This window comes from Allobosea sp. Root483D1 (assembly GCF_001429505.1).
Classification (GTDB): Bacteria; Pseudomonadota; Alphaproteobacteria; order Rhizobiales; family Beijerinckiaceae; genus Allobosea.
This window is the reverse complement of record NZ_LMJW01000003.1, coordinates 18,614-43,596: the sequence shown is the minus strand read 5'-3', so window position 1 is coordinate 43,596 and position 24,983 is coordinate 18,614. Positions and strand designations below refer to the sequence as shown.

At 62.5% G+C, this 24,983-nt stretch carries 26 protein-coding genes and 1 pseudogene; 8 read left to right on the top strand and 19 right to left on the bottom strand.

The genetic code is table 11. From position 1 onward, the window contains the following. Window positions 1–24: 24 nt before the first annotated feature. The gene (gene bcsS, locus ASE66_RS06560; protein WP_057188815.1) at window positions 25–738 is read right to left on the bottom strand and encodes a cellulose biosynthesis protein BcsS; all 714 of its coding nucleotides are present in this window, start codon (window positions 736–738) and stop codon (window positions 25–27) included. A 177-nt stretch (window positions 739–915) separates the two neighbouring features. On the opposite strand from bcsS, the gene ASE66_RS06555 reads away from it, so the two are divergent. Further along, a complete protein-coding gene (locus ASE66_RS06555; RefSeq protein WP_057188814.1) occupies window positions 916–1,185 on the top strand; it encodes an usg protein in 270 nt (89 codons plus the stop codon). Between the two features lie 82 nt (window positions 1,186–1,267). Then, window positions 1,268–1,864 (top strand): exopolysaccharide biosynthesis protein, encoded by a 597-nt coding sequence (locus tag ASE66_RS06550; protein ID WP_057188813.1) that lies wholly within the window; start codon window positions 1,268–1,270, stop codon window positions 1,862–1,864. A gap of 110 nt (window positions 1,865–1,974) precedes the next feature. On the opposite strand, the gene ASE66_RS06545 is transcribed toward ASE66_RS06550, so the two are convergent. The 6 genes from ASE66_RS06545 to ASE66_RS06520 all read right to left on the bottom strand — a co-directional run bounded on the left by ASE66_RS06545 (window position 1,975) and on the right by ASE66_RS06520 (window position 9,174). Then, window positions 1,975–4,164 carry a putative bifunctional diguanylate cyclase/phosphodiesterase gene (locus ASE66_RS06545; protein ID WP_057188812.1) on the bottom strand — a complete coding sequence of 730 codons (2,190 nt, stop codon included), beginning with the start codon at window positions 4,162–4,164 and terminating at the stop codon, window positions 1,975–1,977. Window positions 4,165–4,307: 143 nt separating this feature from the next. Next, window positions 4,308–5,057: a hypothetical protein gene (locus ASE66_RS06540; RefSeq protein ID WP_057188811.1), complete on the bottom strand. Its 750-nt coding sequence runs from the start codon at window positions 5,055–5,057 to the stop codon at window positions 4,308–4,310. Between the two features lie 80 nt (window positions 5,058–5,137). Further along, window positions 5,138–5,965 carry a transglutaminase family protein gene (locus ASE66_RS06535; RefSeq protein ID WP_057188810.1) on the bottom strand — a complete coding sequence of 276 codons (828 nt, stop codon included), beginning with the start codon at window positions 5,963–5,965 and terminating at the stop codon, window positions 5,138–5,140. Window positions 5,966–6,004: 39 nt separating this feature from the next. Beyond that, window positions 6,005–6,946 carry an alpha-E domain-containing protein gene (locus tag ASE66_RS06530; protein ID WP_057188809.1) on the bottom strand — a complete coding sequence of 314 codons (942 nt, stop codon included), beginning with the start codon at window positions 6,944–6,946 and terminating at the stop codon, window positions 6,005–6,007. 85 nt (window positions 6,947–7,031) lie between these two features. Beyond that, the gene (locus ASE66_RS06525) at window positions 7,032–8,447 is read right to left on the bottom strand and encodes a circularly permuted type 2 ATP-grasp protein (protein WP_057188808.1); all 1,416 of its coding nucleotides are present in this window, start codon (window positions 8,445–8,447) and stop codon (window positions 7,032–7,034) included. A 106-nt stretch (window positions 8,448–8,553) separates the two neighbouring features. Beyond that, entirely contained in the window at window positions 8,554–9,174 is a 621-nt protein-coding gene (locus ASE66_RS06520) for a TetR/AcrR family transcriptional regulator (protein WP_057188807.1), read from the bottom strand. Between the two features lie 124 nt (window positions 9,175–9,298). Between ASE66_RS06520 and ASE66_RS06515 the strand changes: the two genes are divergently transcribed. Then, on the top strand, window positions 9,299–10,315 hold the full coding sequence (locus ASE66_RS06515) for an NAD(P)-dependent oxidoreductase (protein WP_244494822.1): 1,017 nt from the start codon (window positions 9,299–9,301) through the stop codon (window positions 10,313–10,315). 196 nt (window positions 10,316–10,511) lie between these two features. On the opposite strand, the pseudogene ASE66_RS06510 reads toward ASE66_RS06515, so the two are convergent. The 4 genes and pseudogenes from ASE66_RS06510 to ASE66_RS06495 form a co-directional block, all read right to left on the bottom strand. Next, window positions 10,512–10,844, bottom strand: a pseudogene (locus tag ASE66_RS06510) (JAB domain-containing protein); the annotation flags it as partial. 47 nt (window positions 10,845–10,891) lie between these two features. Then, the gene (locus tag ASE66_RS06505) at window positions 10,892–12,091 is read right to left on the bottom strand and encodes a hypothetical protein (protein WP_057188806.1); all 1,200 of its coding nucleotides are present in this window, start codon (window positions 12,089–12,091) and stop codon (window positions 10,892–10,894) included. Beyond that, window positions 12,088–12,339, bottom strand: a complete 252-nt coding sequence (locus ASE66_RS06500) for a hypothetical protein (protein WP_057188805.1) — start codon at window positions 12,337–12,339, stop codon at window positions 12,088–12,090. Before ASE66_RS06500 ends, ASE66_RS06505 begins: the two co-directional genes overlap by 4 nt. Before the next feature lie 163 nt (window positions 12,340–12,502). After that, on the bottom strand, window positions 12,503–12,964 hold the full coding sequence (locus ASE66_RS06495; RefSeq protein WP_057188804.1) for a DUF669 domain-containing protein: 462 nt from the start codon (window positions 12,962–12,964) through the stop codon (window positions 12,503–12,505). 64 nt (window positions 12,965–13,028) lie between these two features. Between ASE66_RS06495 and ASE66_RS33815 the strand changes: the two genes are divergently transcribed. From ASE66_RS33815 to ASE66_RS06480, 4 genes are read left to right on the top strand one after another with little or no spacing between them, the layout of a single operon-like run. Beyond that, the gene (locus tag ASE66_RS33815) at window positions 13,029–13,508 is read left to right on the top strand and encodes a helix-turn-helix transcriptional regulator (RefSeq protein ID WP_320409756.1); all 480 of its coding nucleotides are present in this window, start codon (window positions 13,029–13,031) and stop codon (window positions 13,506–13,508) included. Between the two features lie 4 nt (window positions 13,509–13,512). Then, on the top strand, window positions 13,513–13,986 hold the full coding sequence (locus ASE66_RS06490) for a hypothetical protein (RefSeq protein WP_082613254.1): 474 nt from the start codon (window positions 13,513–13,515) through the stop codon (window positions 13,984–13,986). A 10-nt stretch (window positions 13,987–13,996) separates the two neighbouring features. Then, window positions 13,997–14,464, top strand: coding sequence for a hypothetical protein (locus ASE66_RS06485; RefSeq protein ID WP_057188802.1), 468 nt, complete (start codon window positions 13,997–13,999; stop codon window positions 14,462–14,464). A gap of 59 nt (window positions 14,465–14,523) precedes the next feature. Then, window positions 14,524–15,570, top strand: a complete 1,047-nt coding sequence (locus ASE66_RS06480) for a type I restriction endonuclease (RefSeq protein ID WP_156412046.1) — start codon at window positions 14,524–14,526, stop codon at window positions 15,568–15,570. 80 nt (window positions 15,571–15,650) lie between these two features. On the opposite strand, the gene ASE66_RS06475 is transcribed toward ASE66_RS06480, so the two are convergent. From ASE66_RS06475 to ASE66_RS33115, 4 genes are all read right to left on the bottom strand, one after another. Then, the gene (locus ASE66_RS06475; protein WP_057188801.1) at window positions 15,651–16,313 is read right to left on the bottom strand and encodes a hypothetical protein; all 663 of its coding nucleotides are present in this window, start codon (window positions 16,311–16,313) and stop codon (window positions 15,651–15,653) included. Next, complete coding sequence (locus ASE66_RS06470; RefSeq protein ID WP_057188800.1) at window positions 16,310–18,640, bottom strand: tape measure protein; 2,331 nt, start codon at window positions 18,638–18,640, stop codon at window positions 16,310–16,312. The genes ASE66_RS06475 and ASE66_RS06470 overlap by 4 nt, the downstream gene beginning before the upstream one ends. A gap of 198 nt (window positions 18,641–18,838) precedes the next feature. Then, window positions 18,839–19,312, bottom strand: a complete 474-nt coding sequence (locus ASE66_RS32680) for a hypothetical protein (protein ID WP_057188799.1) — start codon at window positions 19,310–19,312, stop codon at window positions 18,839–18,841. Window positions 19,313–19,320: 8 nt separating this feature from the next. Then, entirely contained in the window at window positions 19,321–20,691 is a 1,371-nt protein-coding gene (locus ASE66_RS33115; protein WP_156412045.1) for a tail fiber protein, read from the bottom strand. Between the two features lie 110 nt (window positions 20,692–20,801). Between ASE66_RS33115 and ASE66_RS06450 the strand changes: the two genes are divergently transcribed. Next, the gene (locus ASE66_RS06450) at window positions 20,802–20,993 is read left to right on the top strand and encodes a hypothetical protein (protein ID WP_057188796.1); all 192 of its coding nucleotides are present in this window, start codon (window positions 20,802–20,804) and stop codon (window positions 20,991–20,993) included. Between the two features lie 33 nt (window positions 20,994–21,026). On the opposite strand, the gene ASE66_RS06445 is transcribed toward ASE66_RS06450, so the two are convergent. The 4 genes from ASE66_RS06445 to ASE66_RS06430 all read right to left on the bottom strand — a co-directional run bounded on the left by ASE66_RS06445 (window position 21,027) and on the right by ASE66_RS06430 (window position 23,751). After that, entirely contained in the window at window positions 21,027–21,308 is a 282-nt protein-coding gene (locus tag ASE66_RS06445; RefSeq protein ID WP_057188795.1) for a hypothetical protein, read from the bottom strand. Further along, window positions 21,308–21,646: a hypothetical protein gene (locus tag ASE66_RS06440; RefSeq protein WP_057188794.1), complete on the bottom strand. Its 339-nt coding sequence runs from the start codon at window positions 21,644–21,646 to the stop codon at window positions 21,308–21,310. The genes ASE66_RS06445 and ASE66_RS06440 overlap by 1 nt, the downstream gene beginning before the upstream one ends. Window positions 21,647–22,112: 466 nt before the next feature. Then, window positions 22,113–22,646 carry a hypothetical protein gene (locus tag ASE66_RS06435; protein ID WP_057188793.1) on the bottom strand — a complete coding sequence of 178 codons (534 nt, stop codon included), beginning with the start codon at window positions 22,644–22,646 and terminating at the stop codon, window positions 22,113–22,115. Between the two features lie 154 nt (window positions 22,647–22,800). Then, window positions 22,801–23,751, bottom strand: a complete 951-nt coding sequence (locus ASE66_RS06430; RefSeq protein WP_057188792.1) for a hypothetical protein — start codon at window positions 23,749–23,751, stop codon at window positions 22,801–22,803. Window positions 23,752–24,983 lie beyond the last annotated feature (1,232 nt).

Here is a 24,983-nt window from a genome sequence, read left to right as displayed (position 1 = left end):
CGGACACTGCGTTCCCCCCTTCCGTCACCGCTTCCGGTGCAGCCCCAGCGTGACATAGGCACCGGCCTTCTCGTCGCTCGTCTTCTGAATGCCGCCGGCGAGGCGCCAATCCAGGCCGAAGAGGCGTAGGCCGCTCAGGTGCAGGCCGAGGCGCAGCTTGTGATAGTCGCGCTCGCGATAGGCCTCGAACTCGGGGCCGAGATAGAGTTCGCCGATCAGCTGTCGGCCTGCTGCGAGGCGCCCCCAATAGCGGCCATTATCGGTGAGAACTGCATAGGCGCCGGCCTGCAGGAACCAATTTTCCGCAGGTGTCGACCAGAGATCGGCCTGCAGGCGCAACGCCGTGCGCTGCTCGAAGCTGAGATACCGGCGCGTCTCGCGATAGGCGGTTTCGACCGCGGGCCCGGCGGAGAGGGCGAGATAGCTGTCGCCGATCCGCCATTCATAGCCCACCAGGGTATGGACTTCGGCTCTGTAGAGGCGGCCTTCTCTCGGCTTGCGATGAGCCGGTTCGACGCTTGCCTCCCACTTCATCCCGAAACGGAAGCCGCTGGCGTCGAGCCCGCCGAAGGCGCCGAAAGCCCGCTTGAAGCCGATCGAGCCATGGGTCTTGCTCGGATCGGCTTCGAGCGACCCGAAGATCACCAGGGAGAGCGGTGGGCGGTCCATCAGGGCCGGATCGGCCCTGGGAGTTGTGGAGGCGAGCGCGATCGCTGCGCCGATCCCACGCGCGAGCATGCCAGACCGGCTCGCGATCCCCCACGCCACGCAAACGCCCCTTCCGTCCTGCTGGACGGCCCCCTACATGTCATGAGTGTGGCAGTTGGAGAAATTCCCGCAAGCGTTTGTTAACCATCGCGGCGCAGCCTGATGACAGCCGGCTCATCGTCTTCTTGGGTAAGGAGCGCATCGGTCATGGTCTCGCAGGACTTCATCCGCCAATTGGCAGGTTACGGGCTGACGACCGCCACCATCCTCTACCGGATGCCGGACCATCCCGACTTCCTGCAAAGCTATATCTGGCAGGAATATGATCTGGCGCCGCGCTTCCCGGAGTTGCACAGATTCCTCGATTTCTGGCGGCGCGAGCTCGAGGGGCCGCTGCATTCGATCACGGTGGCGCATTCGCGCCTTATTCGGCCGGCCGAGATCGTCAATGTGAACGGCGTGCTGACGCTGCACTGACAGGCATGCGCTGCGGCGGGGTTGTTGGCCCGGCGGCGGGCATGCTAGGCCGCAGGCCCTGCTCATCGCCTGGCGAGCCTGCTTGTCTTCCCCCTTACGCACCTCCGGACTGCTGATCGCGCTCACCCACCTGCCGGGCCCGCGCGTTGCCGTCCGCGACATCGTCGCGGCGCTGCGGGACCGGGCCTATGCGCTGCTGGTCGTGCTGCTCGGCCTGCCGAACTGCCTGCCGATGCCACCGCCGATCCCGCTGGTCTGCGGCCTCGTCCTCGCTTTCATCGCGGCGCAGATGCTGATGGCCAGGGCGACGCCCTGGCTGCCGCTGCGGTTGCTCAATCGCAGCATCGCGCAGGCCGATCTCGCGCGCGCCGTCGCGCGCGCCCTGCCGCCGCTGATCCGGCTCGAGCGCTTCTCGAAGCCGCGGCTGACCATGCTCGGCGGCCGCTTCGCGCTGCCGGTGCTTGGCGCGGTGCTGCTGATCCTGGCGCTCGGGCTGATCGTGGCGGCGCCGTTCATCGGCCAGATCCCGCTCGGGCTCGCGGTCTGCCTGGTCGGGCTCGGCCTGGTCGAGCGTGACGGGGTGGTGATCATCGCCGGCGCCGTGGTCGGCATCGCCGGCCTCGCTCTGTCGGCGGGCTTCGCCTATGCGCTGGTGAGCTGGGTCGCGAGCTTCTTCTGAGAGGCCGTCTCGAAAGCCTGCTCGCCGGAGCGACTTTCGAGACGGCCTCCGATCGCTTCAACGAGCAAGCGCATCGGTTTCGGAGTTCGGGGCGGGCTCCGAAGGTGCCTTCAGGCGGCGAGGGCCTGCTCGAACGGCCGGTCGAGGGTCAAAAGCCGGTCGATCTCCTCGGGCGGTACGCCCTTGGAGAACAGGAAACCCTGCAATTCGTGGCAGCCGATCGCCTGCAGGAAGCGGTGCTGTTCGGCCGTCTCGACGCCCTCGGCGCAGACGCGCAGGCCCAGAGCCCGGCCGAGATGCACGACGGAATGGACGAGGATCGCCGATTCGCCGGTCGCTTCCATATATTCGAGGAAGGAACGGTCGATCTTGATCTTGTCGAAGGCGAAGCGGCGCAGATAGATCAGGCTGGAGTAGCCGGTGCCGAAGTCGTCGAGCGCCAGGCTGACGCCATGGGCTCGCAGGTCCATCATGGCAGCTTCGGCGGCATCGGCGTCCTCGACCACGACGCCCTCGGTCAGCTCCAGCTCGAGGCGTTCGGGGTCGAAGCCGGTCTCGTTGAGGACGCGGATCACGCTCGCGACGAAATCCTTGTGGCGGAATTGGATCGGCGAGACGTTGACCGCGAGCTTGATTCCGGGCCATTGCCGGGCCTGCTCGCAGGCGCGGCGCAGCACCCATTCGCTCAACGGCACGATCAGGCCGCGTTCCTCGGCGATGCCGATGAATTCGGAGGGCGGCACCATCCCGTGCTCGGGATGCGGCCAGCGCACCAGCGCCTCGACGCCGATGATGCTGGTGCCGTCGATCGAGACCTGCGGCTGATAGTGCAGCAGCAATTCGTTGCGGACGATCGCGTTGCGCAGATCCTCCTCGACCATGCGCTTGAGCTGCAGGGCCCGGTTCATCTGCGGCTCGAAGAAGGAATAGCGGTTCCGGCCTTCGTTCTTGGCCTGGTAGAGCGCGGTGTCGGCGAGGCGCAGCAGCGTGCTGCGGTCGGAGCCGTCGCGCGGCGCGTGGGCGATGCCGATCGAGCAGCCGATGGTGACTGCGACGCCGGCGATCTCGAAGGGTTCCGTCAGCGCGTCGAGGATGCGCTGGCCGAGCGCGGCGCTGGCGTTGGCAGCGGTCATGTTGGTCTGGATGATGCCGAACTCGTCGCCGCCGAGGCGGGCGACGGTATCGCCGAGGCGCAGCACCGTGGTCAGGCGCTGTCCGACCTGGCGGATCAGTTCGTCGCCGGCATTGTGGCCGTAGGTGTCGTTGACGGCCTTGAAGCGGTCGAGGTCGAGCATCAGCACCGCGAGGCCGCTCTTGGTCCGGCCAAGCTGGGCGATCTCCTGATCGAGCCTGAGATCGAAGGTCCGGCGGTTGGGCAGGCCGGAGAGTTCGTCCTGGCCGGCCAGGCGATGGATCTGGCTCTCACGCAGAGCGATCTGCTGGGCGGCGTTGCGCAGGCGATGGAAGACATAGACGAAGAGCGAGGCGAAGAGAGCGGTGATCGCGCCGAGGGCCCAGGAGAACTGGCTGAGCATGGCATCGCCGGGGCGCTCCGGCGTCCAGCTCATCCAGGCGTTCACCGAGCCGTCGGGCGAGGGGATGTCGCGCCGCCGCAGCGGGTCCGCCGGGCGTTCAGTGACGATTTCCAGGCGCGGGACGCGATAGCGCCGGCCGAGCTCGTCGAGCTGGGCCTGCATCACCTTGCGATAGCCGACGATGAAGGCGGCCGTCTCGGGGGCGGCTCCTTCGCCCGTGGCGTGCTTCCCCTTGCGCAGATCGGCGGCGATGATGCCGACAGTGTTGGAGCCGTCCCGTATCAGCACGACGCTGACCGGGCCGTTGCCGATACCGCGCGGCTCGGCCGGCGCCGCGCCGCCAGGCAGGTCGGGACTGAGCCGGATGAGGGCGTCGTAGCCGGCCTGCGTTCCGGTTTCGTGCTGCTCGACGCCGGCAAGGACGCGGCCCGAGGCGGTCACCAGATAGGTGCCGTCGAAATCGAGGAAGCGATTGGCGACCTGGGCGAAAGCCCATTGCAGGGTGGCGTTCGGCAGGAGGCTGTTGAGGACCGGTTGCAGGACGCCGGCAGCCTGCAGATTTTCGAAGCGCAGCCGGCGCAGATGCACCTGCGTGGTCAGTGCCGCCTCGACACGGTCGCGCTGGCGGGTCGCTTCGAGCTGGTTGGCGTCGCTCACCATCGCGGACATCACGCCGAGCACTGCCGCCAGGACGAGCGCGAACGCACCGGCCAGAGTCGCCAGCGTGCGAGTCAGCATGCGTGCCGACGATTCGGTGTTCGTCATCTTAACGTTTGTCGGCAAAGACCCGGACCTGTAGCGGCACGCTGACAGCGGACCTTGGCAGGGGAATCTTGCCATCCGGTTTCCAGAACCACCGGGAAGCCAGCGAAGTTGCAGAACTTTCGACTAAAATCGCCTGATTGAGGCTATTCGCCCGTCGGCTCGTAGGGCGGACGGGGAATCGCCATATGGGCGGCGCGCAAGGCGGCCGACCAGCGCTCGCGCAGATCATGGAAATAGGGCTCGCCCGCCTCGATGCGCCGGTTGAGCTCCGGGGCTGCGGCGTCGCGCCGGAGCACGATCAGGTCGATCGGCAGGCCGACGCCGAGATTGGAGCGCATGGTCGAATCCATCGAGATCAGCCCGACCTTGAGCGCATCGTAGAGATGCGTCTTGAAAGTGACGGCGCGGTCGAGGATCGGCTTGCCGTATTTGTGCTCGCCGATCTGCAGGAAGGGGGCGTCCATGCCGCATTCGATGAAGTTGCTGGCCGAGTAGACCATGAAGAGCCGCATCGGCTGGCCGCTGATCTGGCCGCCGAACAGCAGCGACATGTCGTATTTGAGGCCGGCTTCGCGCAGCGCCTCGCCATCAGTCTCGCGCACGATGCGCACGGCGCGGCCGACGAGCTGGGCCGCGCGGAACATCGAGGGCGCGTTCTGCAGCGTCTCGGGCTCGCCGGTCTCCGGATTGGGGATGCCTTCGTGCAGCAGGCTGACGATCGACTGGGTGACCGAGAGGTTGCCGGCGGTTGCGAGGGCCAGCGTCCGGTCGCCCGGCCAGGAGAAGATATGCAGCTTGCGGAAGGTCGAGATGTCGTCGAGCCCGGCATTGGTGCGGGTGTCGGCGATCATCACGAGCCCGTCCTGGACGAGGATGCCGGCGCAATAGGTCACGACTGGTCTCCGCAGCACGCCGAATACGGCGTGCGAGGCTGGTATCAGGCCGCCGTGACAGCGACAATGCGAGGCCGTCGTTATTGTCCCTGGAAGCGCGGTTTTGCTGCCTGGGCGGTAACCTCGACCAGGAGGCTTTCGCCCTGGCCGCCGGTGCGGGCGCCGCGGACCGGAGCGGCATCGGCATAGTCGAGCCCGTTCGCGACGCGCACATGCGTGTCGATCGGGCAGAGGCCGTTGGCGCTGTCGAAGCCGATCCAGCCATAGTCGGGCAGATAAGCCTCGGCCCAGGCATGGGCGCCGTCGGCGTGGGACAGGGTGTCCGATGCCGCGACATAGCCGGAGACATAGCGCGCGGGAGCGCCCAGTAGGCGGGCGCAGGTCATGAAGACATGGGCGACATCCTGCGGGATACCTTTGCCGGCCTCCGCGCAGGCGGCGGCGCCGATGCCGAGATGGTCGGCCGTCGGCACGCAGCGAATCTCGGCGTTGATCGCCTCCATCAGCGCGTGCAGCCTGGTCAGGTCGCTGCCGTCCGTGCCGGCGGCCTTGTTGGCGAGGGCGCGCAGGGGCTCGTTGGCCTGTGTAAGCCGGGTGTCGCGCATGAAGACGTCGGGCGGCGCCTTTTCGGTCACGCCGCGGACGGCGCCGGCGAGGTCGATGGTCTCGACCACCCCGTTGATCTCGATCGTGTAGCTCTCGATCGGGCCGTCGGCCGAGAAATCATGGACGATGTTGCCGAACGGGTCCTGACCGGCGTGCAGCCGCCCGTCGATGCTCGGCGCGACGCGCCATGACATGACGTGCTGGCCGTCATGGTCGCGCGGCGTCAGCCGCAAGACCTGCCTGAGCTGGCGAACCGGCTCTGCATAAGAATACGCGATGCTGTGGGAGATCCGGATCCGCATGCGGCGAGAAATCCAAATTCGGGAGCGGAAGGGAAGTCCTTATTGCAGGTATTGCTCGACGATGACGTTTCCGAGGCGGTTGTTCTCGGTGATGAAGTCCTCGATGAATTCGTGCAGGCCACGCTGGAACACCGCTTCGATCGGCGTGTTGGCGAGGTTGGTCAGGGTCTTGCGCGCTTGGCGCTGCGCCGGTCCGTGCCGGTTGTAGGCATCGCCGATCTGGTCGAGGAAGCGCGAGATGTTCTCGTAGCAGCTGGCCAGCGAGCGCGGCATGCGCCGGTTGAGTATCAGCAGGTCGGCGATCAGCACGGGTTTCACCGCCTGGCGATAGACCCAGTGATAGGCGGTCAGCGCCGAAACCTCCCGCAGCATCGTGGTCCACTGGAAGTAATCGAGCGAGCCGCCGACCTGCTCGGTCTCGGGCAGCAGCACATGGTATTTCACGTCGAGGATGCGGGCGGTGTTGTCGGCCCGCTCGACATTCACGCCGAGCCGCGAGAACCAGTAGCCGTCGTCGCGCAGCATGGTCCGGTAGGCCGAGCCGTCGAAGGTCAGCGAGACGTTCTTCACCCAGTCGAGGAAACGCGCGAATTCCTCGCGGTCCATGCGCTTGCGCTCGAAGCGCTGTAGTTCGAGCCAGGCGCCGTTGAGCGCGTCCCACATCTCCGAGGTCAGCGCGGTGCGGACCGCGCGGGCGTTCGAGCGGGCAAGGGCGAAGCAGTTGCGGATCGAGGTCGGGTTGTCCGGGTTGAAGCTGAGGAAGTCGCAGACATTGCGCTCATTCGCCTCGCCATAGGCCTTGGCGAAGGTCTCCTCGCAGCCGGCGGTGGCGACCGCGCTCTGCCATTCGGTGCCGGCACCGCCATAGGCGGAGGGGAGGTTGGTCAAGCGGATCGTGGCATCGAGGATGCGAGCGAGATACTCGGCCCGCTCGACATAGCGCGAGACCCAGTAGAGGCTGTCGGCGGTGCGGGAAAGCATGATCAGGTCCGGTCGTTTAGCGTGATGCGGCTCGCGCAAGGGCCCGGCATCGGGGATGGATTGGCTCGAGGTCGCTCCCGTTCGCTCATGCATCGAGAACCCAGGTGTCTTTTGTGCCGCCGCCCTGGCTGGAATTGACCACCAGCGAGCCCTCCTTGAGCGCGACGCGCGTCAGCCCGCCCGGCACGCAGGAGATGCCGTTGGCGCCAGAGAGCACGTAAGGCCTGAGGTCGACATGGCGCGGCGCCACGCCCGAGGCGACGAAGGTCGGGCAGGTCGAGAGCGCCAGCGTCGGCTGGGCGATGAAGCCCTCGGGCTGGTCCTTCAGCTTCTGGCGGAAGGTCTCGAGCTGCGCCTTGCTGGCATGCGGGCCGACCAGCATGCCATAGCCGCCGGAGCCGTTGACCTCCTTGACGACGAGCTGCTCGAGATTGTCGAGCACATAGGCATTGGCCTCGGGCTCGCGGCAGCGATAGGTCGGCACGTTCTTCAGGATCGGCTCCTCGCCGGTGAAGAACTTCACGATCTCAGGCATGTAGCTGTAGACGGCCTTGTCGTCGGAGACACCGGTGCCGACCGCATTCGCCAGCGTGACGTTGCCGGCCTTGTAGGCACCGATGATGCCGGGCACGCCGAGGACGGAATCGCTGCGGAACACCAGCGGGTCGATGAAGTCGTCGTCGATGCGCCGGTAGATCACGTCGACGCGCTTGGGACCTTGCGTCGTACGCATGTAGACGACGTCGTCCTTGACCAGCAGGTCCGAGCCCTCGACCAGCTCGACACCGAGCTTGTCGGCCAGGAACGAGTGCTCGTAGAAGGCCGAATTGTACTGGCCGGGCGTCAGGAGACAGATCGTCGGGTCGGAGGATGCGCGGTGCGGCGCGACCGAGCGCAGCGTCGCCAGCAACTGGTCGGGGTAATTGTCGACTGGCGCGACGCGATGGGTGGCGAAAAGCTCGGGGAAGAGCCGCAGCATCACCTCGCGGTTCTCCATCATGTAGGAGACGCCGGAGGGCGTGCGGGCATTGTCCTCGAGCACGTAGAAGGTGTCGGCGTCGACCCGGACGATGTCGATGCCGGCGATGTGGCAGTAGATGCCATGCGGCACCTGGAAATCGACCATCTCGAGCTGGTAGCAGGCGTTGCGATAGACCAGCTCGGGCGGAATGATCCCGGCCTTCAGGCACTCCTTCTTCCCGTAGACGTCAGCCAGGAACATGTTGAGCGCGGTGACGCGCTGGCGCAGGCCCTTCTCCAGCTTGGTCCATTCCGGCTTGGTCAGCACACGCGGGATGATGTCGAAGGGGATCAGGCGCTCGGTCGATTCCTCGTCGCCATAGACCGCGAAGGTGATGCCGATGCGGCGAAAGAACAGCTCGGCCTGCGACCGGCGCAGCGCCAGCATCTCGGGCGGCGCCTCCTTCAGCCAGCGATCCAGTTCGCCATAGGCAGCCCGCAAGCCACCCTCTCCCCCTGTCATCTCGTCGAATGCGACCATGCAGGCTTGTTCCCCGTTTCGGGTAGCCTATGCGCATTCGCTCGCGTTCGGAAAGGGGTTCTTTGCCAAGCACTTTGGCTAGGCTTGCCTCATTCTTGGGCAGGGGTCAGCTCGCCGCAGCGGCGGCCGGCGCAGCGATCGCTGCGGTGATCAAGGCTGCGAGGCTCGCCGCAGCCCGCGCCTCGTCGATATGGCCGCGGAGCAGCTCGAGCGAGATCGCCTCGCCGGCGCCCAGGATGCCGATGCAGCGCAGGTTCAATTCGTCGGGCGGGAGGTGCGCCGCATGTGTCGCGAAGGCGCCCTGCCAGATCCCGACATAGCGGGTGACGAGTTCGCGCTGGACGGCTTCCATCGCCTCGCTGCCCTTCAGCGCGGCCGAGAGCGCGTACCACTCGGTCCCAACCTCACGGGCGCAGCTCATATAGGCCGCGGCGATCGTCGCGGCGATGGCGTCGAGCCGGCCGGCCGTCGTCTTCAGCGTATCGACGAGCACGGCCGTCTGCCGGTCGTCGATGCGCCGGAAGAGCTCGACCATCAGCGCTTCGCGGGTGCCGAAATGGTCGTAGGCGACCGGCTTGGTGACGCCGGCCCGCTCGGCGACACGCGCCAGGGTCAGCGCCTCCGTGCCCTCTTCGCGAACCATGGCCTGCGCGCAATCGAGCAACTGCTCGCGGCGTTCCTGCTTCGGCAGTTTGCGGGCTGAGGCGATGGCAGAGGTCGGTGGCATGGCGATTCAAGAATCCCGGCGAAGGCCCGCTTGACAAGAGGGAAATCGAATTCCTACTTAAGGTAAGTTACTTTTAGTAGGAATTCCAGCCTGTCGTGGCTGAACTCGTCAAGGAGACCATCAGATGTCCAGCATACAGCATCCCGTCCTCATCATCGGCGGCTCCGGCGTCGTCGGCGCGCAGGCTGCGGCGACGATCCGCCGCCTGCATCCCAGCCTGCCGGTGAAGATCGCCGGCCGCGACCTCGCCAAGGCGCAGGCGGTCGCAGAAAAGCTCGGCGTCGAGGCGCTCGCCGCCGACCTGTCGAAGCCCGATCTCGGCTTGCCCGAGAGCGCGCGTTTCAGCGCCGTGATCGTCTTCGTCAAGGATGACTGGAGCAACGCGCTACGCTTCGCCCAGCACCACGGTATCCCGCATCTCAGCGTCTCCAGCGGCGCCTTCGAAATCGGTATCGAGGCCGCGCGCTTCGTCCATGCGCCGCAGGCCGCGCCGATCATTCTCGCGAGCCAGTGGCTGGCCGGCGCGGCGCTGTTTCCGACGCTCGACTACGCCAAGGCGTTCCGCTCGATTGATCGAATCCATGTCGGCGTGCTGCTCGACCAAGAGGATATGGGCGGGCAGGCGGCGCTCGCCGACTATGAACGCATCACCCAGGCCGGCTCGGCGACGCTGACGTTGAAGGATGGGCGCTTCGCCTGGATCGCCGGCGAGGAGGCCATAGCGCGCTATCGCAGTGTCGACGGCGTCGACTTGCCGGCGACCGCCTATGGCCCGCTCGACGTGCTCAGCCTTGCCACCGCCACCAACGCGAGGAACATCCGCTTCGATCTCGCCTTCGATGTCTCGGCCAGCCGCCGGCGCGGCGAGCCGTTCTCGACAGAGAGCGTGATCGCGATCGAGGGCGTGTTGCAGTCGGGCGAGCGCACCACGCGGACTTACGAGGTCGTCCATCCGCAGGGTCAGGCGCCGCTGACCGCGCTCGGCGTCGCGCTCGCGACTGAGCGCGCTCTCGGGCTCGTCGGCGGCGAGGCGCTGAAGCCGGGGCTCTACTTCCCCGATGGGATCATCGAACCCGCCTACTATATCGCCCGGATGAAGGAGTTCGGTGCGGTTTTCAAGGAGGGTTCGGCCAATGGCTGATCCCGTTTTCGGGATCGCTATGGCTTGCGTCATTCTCGGGCGAAGCCTCGGGTCCGACCTTCGGCCGGCTCAAGGATAGACTCCGCGCAGGCGCGCGAGTCGCTTCACCGAGAGGGCTGCACAGGAACCTTGTTCGGCCTGAGATGGTCGGCTCAAGGCCGACCATGACATTTGCTGGTGCGGGCACCAGCAAATGTCAGATCAACCCCAGCCCCTTGAAGCTGGCATGGCCGTCGCGGCCGACGATGATGTGGTCGTGGATGGCGATGCCGAGCGGCTTGGCGATATCGACCAGCTCGCGGGTCATGCGCATGTCGGCGCCGGACGGGGTCGGGTCGCCCGAAGGGTGGTTGTGGACCAGGATCAGCGCCGTCGCTGAGAGTTCCAGCGCCCGGCGCATCACCTCGCGCGGGTAGACCGGGGTGTGGTCGACTGTGCCGGTCTGCTGCACCTCGTCGGCGATCAGCGCGTTCTTCTTGTCGAGGAAGAGGATGCGGATGTGTTCCTCCTTCTCGGATTTTGACATAGAATCAGCTACTTGCAAGGCGCGTCCCCCAAACGTCCCGGCCGCGTCCCCTAGCTCTTGTTCTCGCTACGTTTTGCGAGCCGAAGCTGGGCAACGCGGCTGGTCTGTTCGATGGTGCCGCGATTGTATCGAGCGCTGGTCTGCCGGTTCTTGTGACCTGCGGATTTCATGACGTCAGTTTCCGTTGCGCCGAGGTCGTAGGCCTCAGTGATCGCCCCGGCTCGAGCGTCCATGTTCCACACCGTTTTCGGTACGCCGGCCTTGTCGGCAATCGCTCGCCACCGATCGGTGAAATTTCGATGCTTGTATGGCTCGCCTGTGCGCTCGGCGATGATCATCGGCCCGATGCGCTTTTCTAGCGGGACGCGTGCAATCTCTTCAAGCACGGCCGGGTGAAGCTTCAAGTCGTGTTCGACCGGGAATCCAGTCTTTGTATGGACCTTGCGAAGGACCGTGTTCGCGTCGATGTCAGACCAGAGCACGCCGTTCACCCATCGGCGCCCGCGGTAATAGATGCCGCCTTCGATCTCGGCTGGTTCCCATTCGCCGATGACGTCCTTCTGACGCATTGCGAGCTCGAACTGAAGAACCGTTGCCAGCGCCACTGACGGCCAGCCTTCAGCGTGTGCAGTCTTCCGAACCGCGCTTACGTGCTCGACCGTCATCACGGCGGTCCGGGCCGGTGGTGACTTGAATCGGATCTTGTCCAAGATGCGGTCGGCGCGGAAGCAGTCGTCGTGGCCCAGTGTCACGCCGTAGCTGATCAATTGCCTGACAGCGTCCATCGCGTGCTTGGCTCGCCAAGGGCGGGCAGGGGCATCAGGCTTCTTCGGGGCACCGAATTGCGAGTGCCACCGCTTGAAATCGGGGCCTAGCAGTTTTGCGATTTGCCGAGCGCCGACGCTCTGCTCGATGATGGTCAGAGACTTGAGCACATTGTCCCGGCTGTTCCACTTCATGGTGCGGAACGGCGAGTCCTCGTTGGTCTGGAAGAGCCGGGATAGGCTCAACATCGTTCCGTCATAGCCGGGGGCTGCGTGGTTGCCGCGGGCCGCCCAGGCCAGCATTTCCGCCTGCAGAACCTGGCAGCGAGAAGACTTCTGCGCCGCACCTTCCGGAGTGTCGGGATAGTGGAGCCGCACCGCCTTGGGCTGATAGCCACGCTTTGCGAGATCGGAGCGGGCTTCCCAATACTCCCGATACGAGCCGTCTTTGTTACGCTTGCGCTTGAGTCCCGGAAAGTCGGTCACTGCCAGTTCTCCAGGCCGTCAACGCCAGAGGGCAGGGCGCTCTGATGGAGGCCGTGCCGCTGGTCGAGAAACGCTCGGACGGCGGGCCAGTAGCGGCAGCCCGTCAGCGGGTCGATACGCGGGAGGCCCTCGCGCTCCCACACCATGGCGAGCGCAGCCCATTGCGTCTTCGCACGCGGCCCCAAGACCCGCTGAGCAATAGCGGGCTCGGGCAGGTATAGGGGCGAGTTATCGTTGGATGCGCGCATTCGTAGCTCCGCAGCGGGCGAATGCCCTCTAATAGCCGAGTGTTTGAGGTCGAAAGTCAAGTCCTGCCCTCCGGCGCAGCCATAGATGCTCGGCTCGCGAGCTCTTTGGGCGCGCCGGCTAGATTTTGGTGATGCTCAATAGCCGGGTGGTCACAAGGCCAAGTCAAGCCGCCCACGGTTCGGCACTGGCTCGGGTCGTGACGGTTCTTTTTGAGACCAGTCGTGGCGCAGCCTGGTCTTCAAACAGATAGGCCCTGATCACGTTTTCCATCTCGCCGGTATCCTTGCGGGCCCTGATTCCTATCAGAACGCCGAACTGCTTGAAGTGCAGTTCCTGGCTGTCTTCGAGCTGCAGCACACCGGTAGCGCGGCGCAAGCCCGCGAAGTCACGCTGGCCGATTTCAGCCGCGGTCGCGTTGTCGTTCTCCAAGTTGTAGTTGATGTAGAACGGACGCTGGTCATAGTCGCCGCCGACGACTTGCGCCTTGCACTTCAGAACCATGCCCGTCCCGGCCAGATTGACGACGTAGTCAGTCTCCACGATTTCGAGGGTGTAGGGTCCGGCAGGAAGCGGGAGGTAGCCGCTGCTGGGTCCGGGGTTGTGGCTGCCGGCGATTTTGGCCATTGCGTTGCTCCTAGGGTTAACAAGAATAACCGTAAGGGTTAGTTCCTTAAGCGTCAACGAGAAAATGACCGTAGGGGACACCTTGCTTGCCTTTAAGGACATTGAGCCTTATATGAGGTTCATGATTACGCCAGCGCAGATACGAGCCGCACGTGCCTTGATAGGATGGAAGCAGACCGACCTTGCGGTTGCCGCAGGGCTTTCTGAAATGAGCATCAAAAACATCGAGCGCGGAGAGAATGACCCCCGCGTGTCGACTCTTTCAGCGATTCAAAAGGCATTCGAACTGGCAGGGGTGATATTTGTCCCTGAGAACGGTGAAGGGCCGGGATTGCGCTTAAGAAAGATTGTGCCCGGGCAAATTGTGCGCTTCCGAGCCAGTTCTGAAATGGAGGCCAGATTCCCGAGATCATCAGGCGAGACGTATAAGGTTCAGGTATTTCATGGACCGACGAAGACGGCACCTAGAGGGCTAGTGGATCTGATTGATCTAGCAGGTATCCGTTACCCTGGTGTCCCTGTTTCCGAACTCGAGTTTTGCTGAAGCCGTGAACGACCACCATCCGCGTGACATAAAAGACATTGGCATTCGCCATTTCGTCTACGATCTTCCGGGGATCCGGATCGTCAAATTTCAGGCGGATGGAACGCTCATCGGATCTGCAGAGTACCCCGCGCACTATTTTGGCGGCACGGTTCCAAACACCGGCGACACGATCGGCATGATCTGGGGCGATGGTGACTATGAGCTCCAGGCGGTCCAGCGGCGCTATTTTCTCAATGAGTGGAAAGGACGCGGCCCCTACTGGGCGATAGTCGTGCGGGACGCTGACCAATCGCCTCAGGCAGATGCGATCTGCACTCATGCCCTGCTCATGACCGACCTGGCGCAGGCGATCGAAGACAAGAAGCCGACCAAAGAGATTTTGGCGCGAACGCACCAATTGGACGGCGAGCCGACGCCAGGCATCCGCCGGTATAAGCCGAAAGTGCGCAAGCCAGACCCGACCCCGGGGGATTGAACATAAGGGCATGACTCAAGAGCAGAAAATCATCGATAAATTCAGCGAAGCAATGATCCGAGTTCGCTATGTCTTCATTCAAGAAGACGGCGAGCTCGTCGGATTTAGCGACTACGATCTACAATATTTTGGCTGGAATGTTCCGGTAAAAGGCGACAAACTACTAAAGCTTCACGACACCCAATTGTATGATCCAGCTGTAGTTGTCGATAGGATAATCGTCGATGAAGCTGGTGCCGGATTTTACTGGCTTCTGGTCCTCCGTATGGAGGAAGAGACCGCCTATATGGGCGCGATGGCAAATCACATGCTGCTGGTCACTGACATGCAAGAGGCGATGGCCGCTGGTGATCCGGATAAGGACGTTCTTGCGCGCATGCAGCAGCTCACCGGCCGCCCCTCCGGCCGCATGCGCATCCAGCCTAAAACTCGCGACCCCGACCCTGACGGCGACTGGGATGAAGAAGACGACACCTAACCCTTGACCGCACGCCGTGGTTGCGTGACGCTGGGGCAAAGCAGGGGGGGCAACGAATAATGAGTGTCGACGAAAAATTGCGCGTACTGGCAGAGCGCATAAAAACCCATTCTAGCGCGATGCTGACTGAAGAAGCCCTGAAAACGGCTATTGTCTTGCCTTTTCTTGCTGCTCTTGAATATGATGTATTCAATCCCGACGAGGTGATACCCGAATTTTGCGCGGACGCGGTCGGAAAAAAGGGTGAAAAGGTAGATTATGCGATCAAAGTGGACGGAGATATTCGGATACTAATTGAATGTAAGCCGATATCTACTTCTCTCGATAAAGTGCATTTAGCTCAACTATATCGGTATTTCTCTGTTACTAATGCTAAATTTGCCATCCTTACAAATGGCAGGACCTTTCAATTCCACACCGACCTGGTCGCGCCTAATAAACTCGACGATAGGCCGTTTCTCACATTTGATCTTTCCGATCTCCAAGGTCAACTGACTGGTGAATTGAAGAAGTTTGCTAAGTCGGAATTCAATGTCGATGGCATTCTCCAGTCGGCTCATCGGTTGAAATACACATCAGCAATCAAGAAAGAGATTGCCAATGTGATGGAGAACCCGCCCGAAGATTTTGTTAGAATGGTCACGGCAGGGCTTTATAGCGGTCGCTTTACAAGCCAGGTACGCGAAATGTTTACGCCAATGGTGAAAGCTGCGTTCCGCGAAACTGTCCGTGAAACTGTGCAATCAAGGCTGTCAACGGCGCTGGCTGAGACAGAAGTTCCCGAGATTGGGCTAGCCGTAGACGACGAGGAGGAAATCGCGACCTCCGAGGAGGAGCGCGAGGGCTTCATGGTTGTGAAGGCAATTGTGCGTGACATCATTAAGCCTGCACGTATTTTTATGAGAGATCAGAAGAGTTACTGCGGCGTCTTGGTCGATAACAACAATCGGAAGCCCCTAGTCCGCCTTTGGTTCAACCGTTCTGTGAAATACATTGGGCTCTTCGACGGCGAAAAAGAAGAGAAGATGAAAGTTGATACGCTGGACGAGATCTATGAGCATGCGGATCGAATCCGGCAGACAGCGAACACCTACTCTGCGGCATAGCGCAGGGCGGGCGCTGGCGCCTATCTGATTCACCCCGGCCCGGTGCGTTTACATCCAACGTCACCGGGCCGGTTTGCCACTTACGCCGCTTCCCCCAACACCTCGCCGATCCTGTCATCCCATCGCTTCACGATCGCCGTCTGAATCGACTGCGGCCGGATGATCGTCACCTGGCAGAACCCGCCTACACCGGCCACAGCAGGCCCTGCGCCAGCATGAGAGCCGCGGACCAGCCGCTGCTGCTCAATCAGGGCGACGCCTGTCGCGATGATGTCATCGCTGGGCTCCAAGGCAGCGCAACGGGCCTCCAGATCCGCATCGAACGGTGACACAGCGACGGGTCCGAGCGGCTGCAGCTCCCACGCCGGGCCGTACAAAGAATGCGACGTGACGACATAGGATTCGGGGCGATTGCGCGCGTCGGACCAGCCCGCCAAATAGACCTCGATCTCGGGGCCTGTCTGGCAAAGCGCATAACCCTCGCGGCCGATCGCGTAGAGGTTCGACACCGCCAGGGCGAAACTCTCAACCAGCTCGTCGAACGAGCCGAAAGAGTCGTTGACCGCCTGCGCTAGCTCTTCGCCAAAGCCCTTCGGCCCGCGGCACGAAATGGCGCAGTTCAAGTGCGCCAGTATGGACACCTTTTGCCCGACTGCACCGAGCGTTCCGTCGCCGTAGTAGGACGCGCCGTCCGAGAACAGGTAAATTGCTTCATCAGTTCGAATAATATTGCACGCGCTCATGCGGCTTTCCTTTCAATGCCATAAATGGTTCCGACCGGCCCGCCGCCGATGAGGGCGGCCTGCAGGGCGGCTTTTGCTAGTTGTTTGACGAGATTTTTGAGTACGTCTTCGGCCTTGCCGCCTTCAATGATGATGTCGCTGAGCGCATCGACTGCGGAGTCGGCGAAGAGCCGAGACGCGTCGTTGACAGCCTTCTGGGCGTCTTCCAGTTCTTTCTTTTTGGTACGCAACTGCTCGGATAGCTGGATTTCCTTGTTGAGCTTGCTGAGGACCTCTTCTCGGGTCTGGGCATCCAGGCGATTCAAGTCGACGCCGGCTCGGGCCAGTTCCTGCGCCGCGCGCTTTTCGGCATTGGACTTGCCGAAGTTCTCAATCTCGGCCTGCAGGACAAGATTCTGACGAGCCAGGCTGTCAGTGTAGGACTTCAGCCTGTCTTCGGCTGTCTCTGACGTCGACTTTCCCCCGCCGCCTCCGCTGCCCTTCTGGGCATTGTCAGCCGCGATGATAGCCTTTGCGGCAGCCTCGGCCTGCTTCAGCGTGACCGGGCTGCCGCCTTCCATGGCAGCCTTCCAAAGCTCTTCAGTCTTATCCTTGAGCGCCTTGGCGTCCTTGCCGAGTTGTGCTTCCCGAATCTTCTGTTGCAGCTTCATCGCTGCAACAACCGGGTCCTTGTTGACCACCGTAGCTGCGTCTGGAACGGCCGTGTCAACGCGGAAACCAGAGCGCTCTAGTGCGGACTGATCGTCCTTCGCAGCGTTGCCAGCTAGCGCGCCGGCAAGAGCAGTGTTGAGGTTCAATGCCGACTGCCTCGCGGCGCCCAGACGCTCGATCAGCGAGCCCATCGAGGCGAATGCGTTCGCGAAGCTCGGACTGACGTCGCCGAGGCGCTTCAGTTCGTCGGCCGCCTCGATCGCTGCGGTCTCATTGCCCTCGAGAGCCTTTTGAACAAGCTCCAGGCCGCGCTTCTTGTCGTCCGCCTTCAGACCGACGGAACCGAACTGCTCGAGCCCTTGCGCCGCGCTGCGGATCGTCGTCTCGAGGTCCCTGGCTGCGCCCGTGTCCTCTTTCAGCTTCTGCCGATAACCATCCGCCGCAGCCTCTCGCATACGCCGGGACGTCTCAGCAACTTCGTCACCGACGGCCTTCACGCTTTCCTTGGCACTGTCCGCGGCGGGGCGAAGCTGCTTCAGGGCCTCGGCGTATCGGTCGGTTACCTCTTTGCCCTTGCTGGCCTCGGTGGCCAGGTAAGCCACTACGGCAGCCGTGCCGAGAATGGCAGCGCCAACGGGGCCACCTACCAGCGCGAGCGCGCCACGTAGAGCGCCCACTGACGCCGCTGCCACTTGGGCGCGCAAGCCAATAGCTGCAATGCCGGCGGACGTTGCCGTTGCGGCTGTGATTGCGGCGCCCATCTGCACCACCAACGGTGTAAGCCCGGCCGCAACCAGGCGAGACGCAATCACAGCACCGACTGCCCCAGCCGCGGTCGCCACGCCGTTCATGTTATCGGCGAGGAACTTGACCGACGTAGCCGCGGCCTTGGACGCCATACCCATCTGCTGGCTGTTGCCGACGTATTTCAGCGCCGCATTGGAGAGGAGTGTGAAGCTGTCTGAGATAGAGAGCTGCGTCTTTGCGAAAGCAGCACCAACCTCGGGAGCTGCGTTGACCAGGGCTTTGAACACCCGGTCACTGACCAACTTGCCTTCGGCGCCCAGATCCTTCAGCGCGCTCTGGGCTACGCCAAATTCCTTAGCGATGGCCTCAATGACCACCGGCGCGTTCTCGCTTAGAGATCGAAGTTCATCACCCTGAAGGCGTCCAGACCCAAGCGCCTGGCCCAACTGCATGAGGGTGGACTGCACTTCGGATGCGCCTGCGCCCGAGACCTTCAAGGCCTTTGCGACGGTCTCTGTGGCGACAGCGACCTCTTCCTGCGTCGCTCCAAATTGCTTGCTGGTCCGTGTCAAGCGGGCATAGAGATCTGAGACCTCTGCAAATCCAGATCGAGCGCGCGTGGCAATGTCAGCGATTTCGTTGGCGACCGAGCCGGCGACTGCATCAGCAACGCCTGCCGACTTGATCTTGTTGCTAGCCTCGAGCCAGGTATCAGCAAGCTTCTTTACCTCGTTCAAGACAGCGCCGCCGCCGATAATCTTGGCAAGGCGCTCAATCGAGCTGCCTACCCCTGACTCCATCTGGCTAGCCCGGTCTTCTAGCGATTTGAAGATCCGGTAAGCTTGGGCGTTTTGCTTCTTGAGGGCGTTTTCGAATTTCTGGCTGTTCACCTCCAAAAGGAGGCTGAGTTTTTCTACGTCGACTGCCATGTGTTTCCTGCGTCGCGGCGCGAATATGAAAAGTTGCCCGAAGGCGGCCTAAGCTCAACCCTGACGCATACTGTGTCGTGATCGATATAGACGGCGGCAGAATCTCCGTCGTCGTCGTCCACTAGCCTCACGCGGTCGAATCCGTCAGCCTTGGGCATGCTGATTTTGACGGTCACTGGTTGGTTTTCCATGGTGTTCCTACTGGGGCCAAACGATCGTCGGCAACTCGGCAAGGATCTCGGCGACGCTAGGCTGCTCGCGCTCGCCAGACTGGACCTTGCCGAACTCGGCATAAGCGTACGTCCAGACGGCATCCCGCCAGGTCACGAAGGCCAGGGCCTCAATTGCCCAGCCGGGGTTCGTCGAATTTACATAGGAAGAGCACGTTAGCGCACCGTCGTAGTTGCGCTGCCGTGCAGTCGCGTCGAGGTGAGATTGGATCGCAAACCGATAATCGTCGACCGTGGTCGGCGGTGGCTCCGGCGGGGGGGCGGGCTCTACTACGACCCAGCCGACGCCGTCCCAGCGTGCGGATTGCCCCTCTTCGACAACCGGGGGCGTCGCCGCCACGCAACCGGCCGGTATCAAAAAAACACCAGGCTCTAGCGGACTTTCGTCGGCCGTGACCTGGCCGACGAAGAAGCCGCCGACATCCGTCTGATAAAGTAACATTCTGTCTCTCAATATTTGATGCAGATAAGTGCTGCGACGTTCCGTGGCCGGGTTTCGGTGCCGCCGCTGGGACCCGATTGGACAGTTGAGCCGCCCGCCTGAACAGCAAAGGCGGCACCGCCGGTGGCGAAGCTGGAGCCACCGCCCAAACCGTGAGTGTGGGCCTGAATTGCTTGCCCCTGTGTAGCCCAGAAGCCGCGGCCGCTATCGACACCGCGAGCATCGTCCCAGCCGCGAGAGAACTCGCCGCGCTCGTCGGGCAGGACGACGTAGTCGCCCGAGGTGCTGCGTGTACTGGTAGGGCTCGCGGGGTTGGTGCACCGATAACCCCAATCCGCGGTCGGGTTGTCGGTGTTCCCGCAATAGATCGCGGCATCAAGGTCAGAGTAGGTAGCGCGAGCGACGGCAGCGCCGTTCACTTTCAACCAGCCCGCCGGGGCGGTCTTCATGTAAAACGCGCCACGCGCCCCCGGTGCGGCAGCGCTTACCCATCCCCCGCCAGCGCCCAGCACCTTTTTGCTGGCCGCGTCTCCCGCAGAGGGCGCGGGAACGAGCCCCTTGGTGCCGCCCGAACCGGAGTCGCCGACCATCGCGCTTAGTTCGGCGGTCGCCTCCGCCAACGTGAGATCCCTCGGAGCCGCTGCAGAGCCGGTGTTGTTACCCTTGAATGTGTGGGCAGGCATGTTTGCCTGCTTGGCGTTCGTCACCCCACTGTTGGCAAGCTCTGTGGAGCCGATCGAGCCGGCGCCCACAGCCGGGCCCGGATCACCCTGCGGCCCCTGTGGACCTTCAGGTCCTTCCGGACCGACCTGTCCCTCAGGTCCTTGCGGTCCCTCAGGGCCGACAACACCCTGCGAACCCTCCGGGCCTTCGGGTCCGATGGGCCCCTGAGGGCCCTCGTCGCCGGTTTCACCCTTCAGGCCCTGCGGCCCTTGCGGGCCTTCATTTCCCTGTGGCCCCTGAGCGCCCTGCGGCCCAGCAGGACCGACAGCGCCGGTCGCAGTGACGACCGCCTGGTTCGGCGTCCAGTTGATATAGGCCTTCCGATCACGAACGCCCTGAACGAGGCGGCCCGGCAAATCGTAGACGAACCGTACAGCGATGAGGCGTGAGTCGGTGTCGATATCGACCAGGTCCGCCGAGTACTCGCCGCGTGGCCAGGTCGACATACTGGCTTTCGAGACGGCAGCCGAAATCTCAGTCGCCGATTCCAGCGTCAGCCCCGTGCCCAACGTGAGAGTGGCATATATAGTATTCGAGCTGCGCTCGCGAATTTTTACGTCAAACTGGCGGCCAGCAAGAGAGATTCCATTAAATGAAAGAACATAACTGAAAGCTTCATCGGTCGAATATTGAAAAAAAGCTAGATCTCGACGCATGATGGTCCATGAAAAATGCCGCCCTAAGGCGGCTGAGAAAAGGAATGAAAGCGTGAGGCGGAACCGCTGTTCGGGCCGTCCGTTCCTCATTGGGGGAACAGGAGGTCGCCATGCGCGACGGACAGGGAAACAAACTGAGCTCCGAAGAGGCCCAGAGGGTGAAGTCAATTCAATGCGAGCCGGACAAGGAGTCGCTGAATAAGGTGTCCATCGACCCCAACGCCGAAAAGGACACCGGCGAGGCGGATACGCCGAAAGTACCACCGGAGGATAAGCCTGCGGCGGGTGTGGGTGAGAGCTAGCTAGCCGAAAACTCGTTTGAAGGATCACGGTCCTTATCGACGCTGGAGCTTGCGTTTTCCACCCGGCGGTCCGAATTCCCGTTCGGCCCAGAAGGGCCTTGTTGGGGGGGTGAAGCCTCGATGCATCTCGTCGATGTAGGCAATCACCTGGTCACCGATTTCGTGCCACACCTTTTCGGCGAGCGGCATAGCCGTGCTGCTGGAATGGCCCACCGCGGCCAACTCGTCGAAAAAATCGCGACCCCACATAAGAAACTCGGCCCAAGCAGCGACGTCGCTGGTCCGTGCTTTAGATTTGCGCTTTCTGACGGGCATCAGCGCCTCGCGCCGTAGTCGGCTGTGCGCGCAGCACGCGGCGCGTCTGGTGCATCAACGCCGTCAAGCGCAAGTTCGCGCAGGCCGCGGAAAAAGGCGGTGCGGCTATCTCGCTCGATTGCGACGCACGGATGCGCCTTCGGAATACCGGCCCGATCAAGGATCGTCAGACCGCTCACCAACTCTTCGCGAGCTTGTTCCGAGCGGTCAAAGGCCTCTGCAGTCTTCACAAGAACACGAAAATGATGGGATTCCAGATCAAAATCGGCAACGATTTCCCGTACCCATTTGCGCGTTTCGGGGCGCAAGTGGGCCGGAACCTTATGACTTTCGGCCATTCCGGCCCTCTTTCATGATTTGAGAAGTTCGTATCGATTCGGGGCATGCTCAGCATGCGCGTTGGACCGGCACCGTTCCGGTGGATCGATGGCCCCACAGATTGAGGCACCCCCCCGGGGGCTATAGGGACAAGTTGCTGGCCAGGGACCGCGCGAGGATCAGGCGGCAGTCATCGAGGTGGCTCTGCGCTTTCCAGCCACACATTGACCGCGAAGTCTTGACCACTGCGCGAAGTCCAAGCCTCGTAGATCACCCGCGTGCCGATCGGCTGTGGCTTGTTTCTGAATGCAGCGCCGTGACAATAATAGCCTGGATGATGTGGCTCATCGACAGGCTGCACACGCCCGCTGTTGCGGGCAGCGCACCATTCCGAGATGACGCCAATCACGATGCAATACCCCTACACCGCATAACGAGCTCTGCCGCTGGTTGGGCCGCGGCCTTTATAAAACCTGACATGTATCCTCAGTTGAAAAGAGAGCGGAGGGCGCGGACGAGCGCGCTGCCGTTGACGGTCGTCGATTTGCGATGACCCAGCTGGTGATCGCGACAGCGTCCGGATTCGTGGAAGGAGATCGACCCGCCGTCGCGGTCATGAAAGATGACCTCGGCTACCGGAGCACGAACGAACTCAATGTTCGTTGCAATGACTTGGCGTTGATCCTCGAGCGAGCCGAGAGCAAGGTCTGCGAGTGTCTGGAGCTGTTCCCATGCCGATTTCGTCAGATTGGCCGGAACGTTTTGTGTCGGCGGAAGTCCGTCCGGCGTCATCGCAAACAGGCGGCGGTGCGCGGAGACAACGTCTGCGAGACCGTCTTCCATTGCCGATGTGGCGAGGAGCGCAAGGAAATCGTCGACGTCCAACTGCGGCGAACGACGTGGCCCGCCGGTGGGTGTGATAGCAGCTTCTGCGAGCCTGCGGTTGATCTGTTTAGTTCGGCTGGTCGGAAAGCCGACGTGTTGCTCGGTGGTGGCGAGCACGCTATTGAGCGTCGCCATGAAGTTCCCTTGAAATAGTCACGGCGTACCGTGACGGGTTAAATGGCAAAGAAAAAACACCCTGGCGATGAGCCAGGGCGTGAAGTCGTGGGGGCTGCAGAGCGGAATTTCTTCCCTCTCATTGATTAGGGACGCAACCTGCGAAAAAGGGACGTTAGGCCGCGAGACGTTGCTGCGCAGAGACGAGCCCAGCCTGTAAGTCTGTGCAGGAGTCGATCAAAGCTTGTTTACCGACACGCTCGGCATGCTTGCCTGTCTTGCCGAGTAGCTCGCCGATCTCCCGAAAATTCTGCGCTTCCAGCGCGGCGTCTAGAACCAGCAACGTTTGCGGCGAAAGAACCGCAAGGAGAGACGCCAGCCGCTCCTGTGCGTTGGCGCTATCGTCGGGAAAGATTGGCTCCGGCTGCTCGGTGCTGCGTTTGCGATAAGCCCCGTCCGGGTTTCGTGGGGTTGTGAGTGTTACCCACTTGCCCTTCTCAGTCTTATGCCGGATCCCGATGATCGAGCCGGCCCTGGCGATCTTCGTGTTGTATCTGCGGTCGGTCGAAACGTTTCCGCGCCCCCAGCGGTCGCCGGATATCGCACGGCCAAACACCTCATCAACGGCAAGCACGTCCCCCGCCTCGTCTTCCGGCTCGTCGTCGTTGGCCGACTCGGGTCGCAAATCGTCCGCAAGCACCAATCGCCCGAGGCGTACCAGCCTGCCCGTACCTTCGCTGTACTCGAGTGCGCCGCTCTTGCCGCCGTAGGGAATGATCGCGCCACTTCGCTCGCAATAATCAACACCATCCTGCGCCGCCCGTATCAACGTGGCGACAGGCCATAGGTTTTCAACACTGGCTTCGGCGACTTGTGGCAGATCGGACGACGCTCCGGCGGCCAGCATCCACGTGGAGGGGGCTTCTGTCTTACCCTCCGCTATGCGCAGTCGCCGCCAAACCAGCAGAGGTCGCAATTCCGGCTCGTGCTTCGCATGTCGCGGAATCTCGGACTCCTCGACGCGGGTGGGCTGGTTGTCGTTGGCGGCGTCGATCCGGGACAGTATCGCCCGTCGCCCCGCGGCGTCATTCGGATTAGCCGGGGCCTGGTAGTAAGTAACGGTCATTCGGTGTTCCCCATTGTAAGTGAGCGCCGTTACTCAGCGTCTTGGAATTGAATGCGGTTCCCTGGCCCAGAGCGGGCCTGTGGTGGCTTTTCTTGATGTAGTCGGTGTGGGTAGCCGAAACGGCGGAAGCGGCTCAGTCCGGGCCGCAGACACATGATATAGTGCGCGCACCGCTTTACATATCCAAATTTAGTCCCGAGCACGCGCATTCGTCAACGATTGGTACATCTTGTAGGAAGGTGTGAGGATCGGGGATATTCTTCAAGGCATGCCGGAAAGCGTTGATGCCGCTGCTAGATCGGGCCTGCTGTAACCGCATTGCCACAATCCGGCATGCCGCCAGGAAATCAAAAATCAAAGCTCCCGATTTTAGTTGCGCGTGAGGGGACTGCGGGCGCTGCTCCTAATGTCATACCCAGAGATTTTGGTGCCCCCGGGAACAACCCACTGCGTGCCGCGTTCACTCGCGCCGAGGGAGGCTGTTATGTTGGTTAGCTCTGGTGTTGTAGGTGTCCTGGTCAGAGTCGCAATTGTCGTCGTGCTTGGGGCGGGCGTCGTTCTACCCGTGATCTTGCTGCGGTGAACGCCTCGAAAGGGTGCGCGCTCCGTGGTGCGGCGTGATAGAGTAGCGGTCCCTTACTGCTGGCCCGCTGCTAGATGTCAGACCTACAACACTCTGGCCTGGCTAGGCTGATGCTCCGCCGGCCGGAATGGCGAGAGAAGCTCCGCGATGCACCCCACCCGCTGAATGAGCTTTGCGAGGCATATGAGCTCGCCTGCGCTGCAGAGCTTCGCTGGAGGAGGTCGCCAGGCCCATACGCCGCAAAGATTGCTGCGGAATATCAGGTCACCGTTTCTGAAATTGAGGGCGATGTGGAGCACGCTTTGGCGCGTGTCTAGCAGGCTCCCCATTTCCGGTTCCGAATTTTACGGATGAACCTTTTTTGCTAAGGCGCCGGTCTGGTTGAGCAAGGCTCTTGGACCGAGACCCGCCCCGGTCCTCTCGCGCGCTTGCGCACGCGCGAGGCAAAAATCTGAGTTAGCGCTATCGCTCGGGGATGGCACCGGTCCCGGAATCGAGAGCCCTGGAGATCGTATACCCCCGGGGCAGGGGGGCGCTCCAGCGACACCGCATCTTCATATTAATCTATCTTTTCCCGGCATCGGAAACGGTACAACCGGGACAACCCTAAGGGTTTGTCCCGTCCTGTTCCCGCTAGCCGCTTTTTGCC

Coding starts and splice junctions, on each gene's coding strand:
- bcsS (WP_057188815.1), bottom strand. CDS start 738: ATGCTCGCGCGTGGGATCGGCGCAGCGATCGCGCTCGCCTCCACAACT.
- ASE66_RS06555 (WP_057188814.1), top strand. CDS start 916: ATGGTCTCGCAGGACTTCATCCGCCAATTGGCAGGTTACGGGCTGACG.
- ASE66_RS06545 (WP_057188812.1), bottom strand. CDS start 4,164: ATGACGAACACCGAATCGTCGGCACGCATGCTGACTCGCACGCTGGCG.
- ASE66_RS06535 (WP_057188810.1), bottom strand. CDS start 5,965: ATGCGGATCCGGATCTCCCACAGCATCGCGTATTCTTATGCAGAGCCG.
- ASE66_RS06530 (WP_057188809.1), bottom strand. CDS start 6,946: ATGCTTTCCCGCACCGCCGACAGCCTCTACTGGGTCTCGCGCTATGTC.
- ASE66_RS06525 (WP_057188808.1), bottom strand. CDS start 8,447: ATGGTCGCATTCGACGAGATGACAGGGGGAGAGGGTGGCTTGCGGGCT.
- ASE66_RS06520 (WP_057188807.1), bottom strand. CDS start 9,174: ATGCCACCGACCTCTGCCATCGCCTCAGCCCGCAAACTGCCGAAGCAG.
- ASE66_RS06515 (WP_244494822.1), top strand. CDS start 9,299: ATGTCCAGCATACAGCATCCCGTCCTCATCATCGGCGGCTCCGGCGTC.
- ASE66_RS06500 (WP_057188805.1), bottom strand. CDS start 12,339: ATGCGCGCATCCAACGATAACTCGCCCCTATACCTGCCCGAGCCCGCT.
- ASE66_RS06495 (WP_057188804.1), bottom strand. CDS start 12,964: ATGGCCAAAATCGCCGGCAGCCACAACCCCGGACCCAGCAGCGGCTAC.
- ASE66_RS33815 (WP_320409756.1), top strand. CDS start 13,029: ATGACCGTAGGGGACACCTTGCTTGCCTTTAAGGACATTGAGCCTTAT.
- ASE66_RS06485 (WP_057188802.1), top strand. CDS start 13,997: ATGACTCAAGAGCAGAAAATCATCGATAAATTCAGCGAAGCAATGATC.
- ASE66_RS06480 (WP_156412046.1), top strand. CDS start 14,524: ATGAGTGTCGACGAAAAATTGCGCGTACTGGCAGAGCGCATAAAAACC.
- ASE66_RS06475 (WP_057188801.1), bottom strand. CDS start 16,313: ATGAGCGCGTGCAATATTATTCGAACTGATGAAGCAATTTACCTGTTC.
- ASE66_RS06470 (WP_057188800.1), bottom strand. CDS start 18,640: ATGGCAGTCGACGTAGAAAAACTCAGCCTCCTTTTGGAGGTGAACAGC.
- ASE66_RS32680 (WP_057188799.1), bottom strand. CDS start 19,312: ATGTTACTTTATCAGACGGATGTCGGCGGCTTCTTCGTCGGCCAGGTC.
- ASE66_RS33115 (WP_156412045.1), bottom strand. CDS start 20,691: ATGCGTCGAGATCTAGCTTTTTTTCAATATTCGACCGATGAAGCTTTC.
- ASE66_RS06450 (WP_057188796.1), top strand. CDS start 20,802: ATGCGCGACGGACAGGGAAACAAACTGAGCTCCGAAGAGGCCCAGAGG.
- ASE66_RS06445 (WP_057188795.1), bottom strand. CDS start 21,308: ATGCCCGTCAGAAAGCGCAAATCTAAAGCACGGACCAGCGACGTCGCT.
- ASE66_RS06440 (WP_057188794.1), bottom strand. CDS start 21,646: ATGGCCGAAAGTCATAAGGTTCCGGCCCACTTGCGCCCCGAAACGCGC.
- ASE66_RS06435 (WP_057188793.1), bottom strand. CDS start 22,646: ATGGCGACGCTCAATAGCGTGCTCGCCACCACCGAGCAACACGTCGGC.
- ASE66_RS06430 (WP_057188792.1), bottom strand. CDS start 23,751: ATGACCGTTACTTACTACCAGGCCCCGGCTAATCCGAATGACGCCGCG.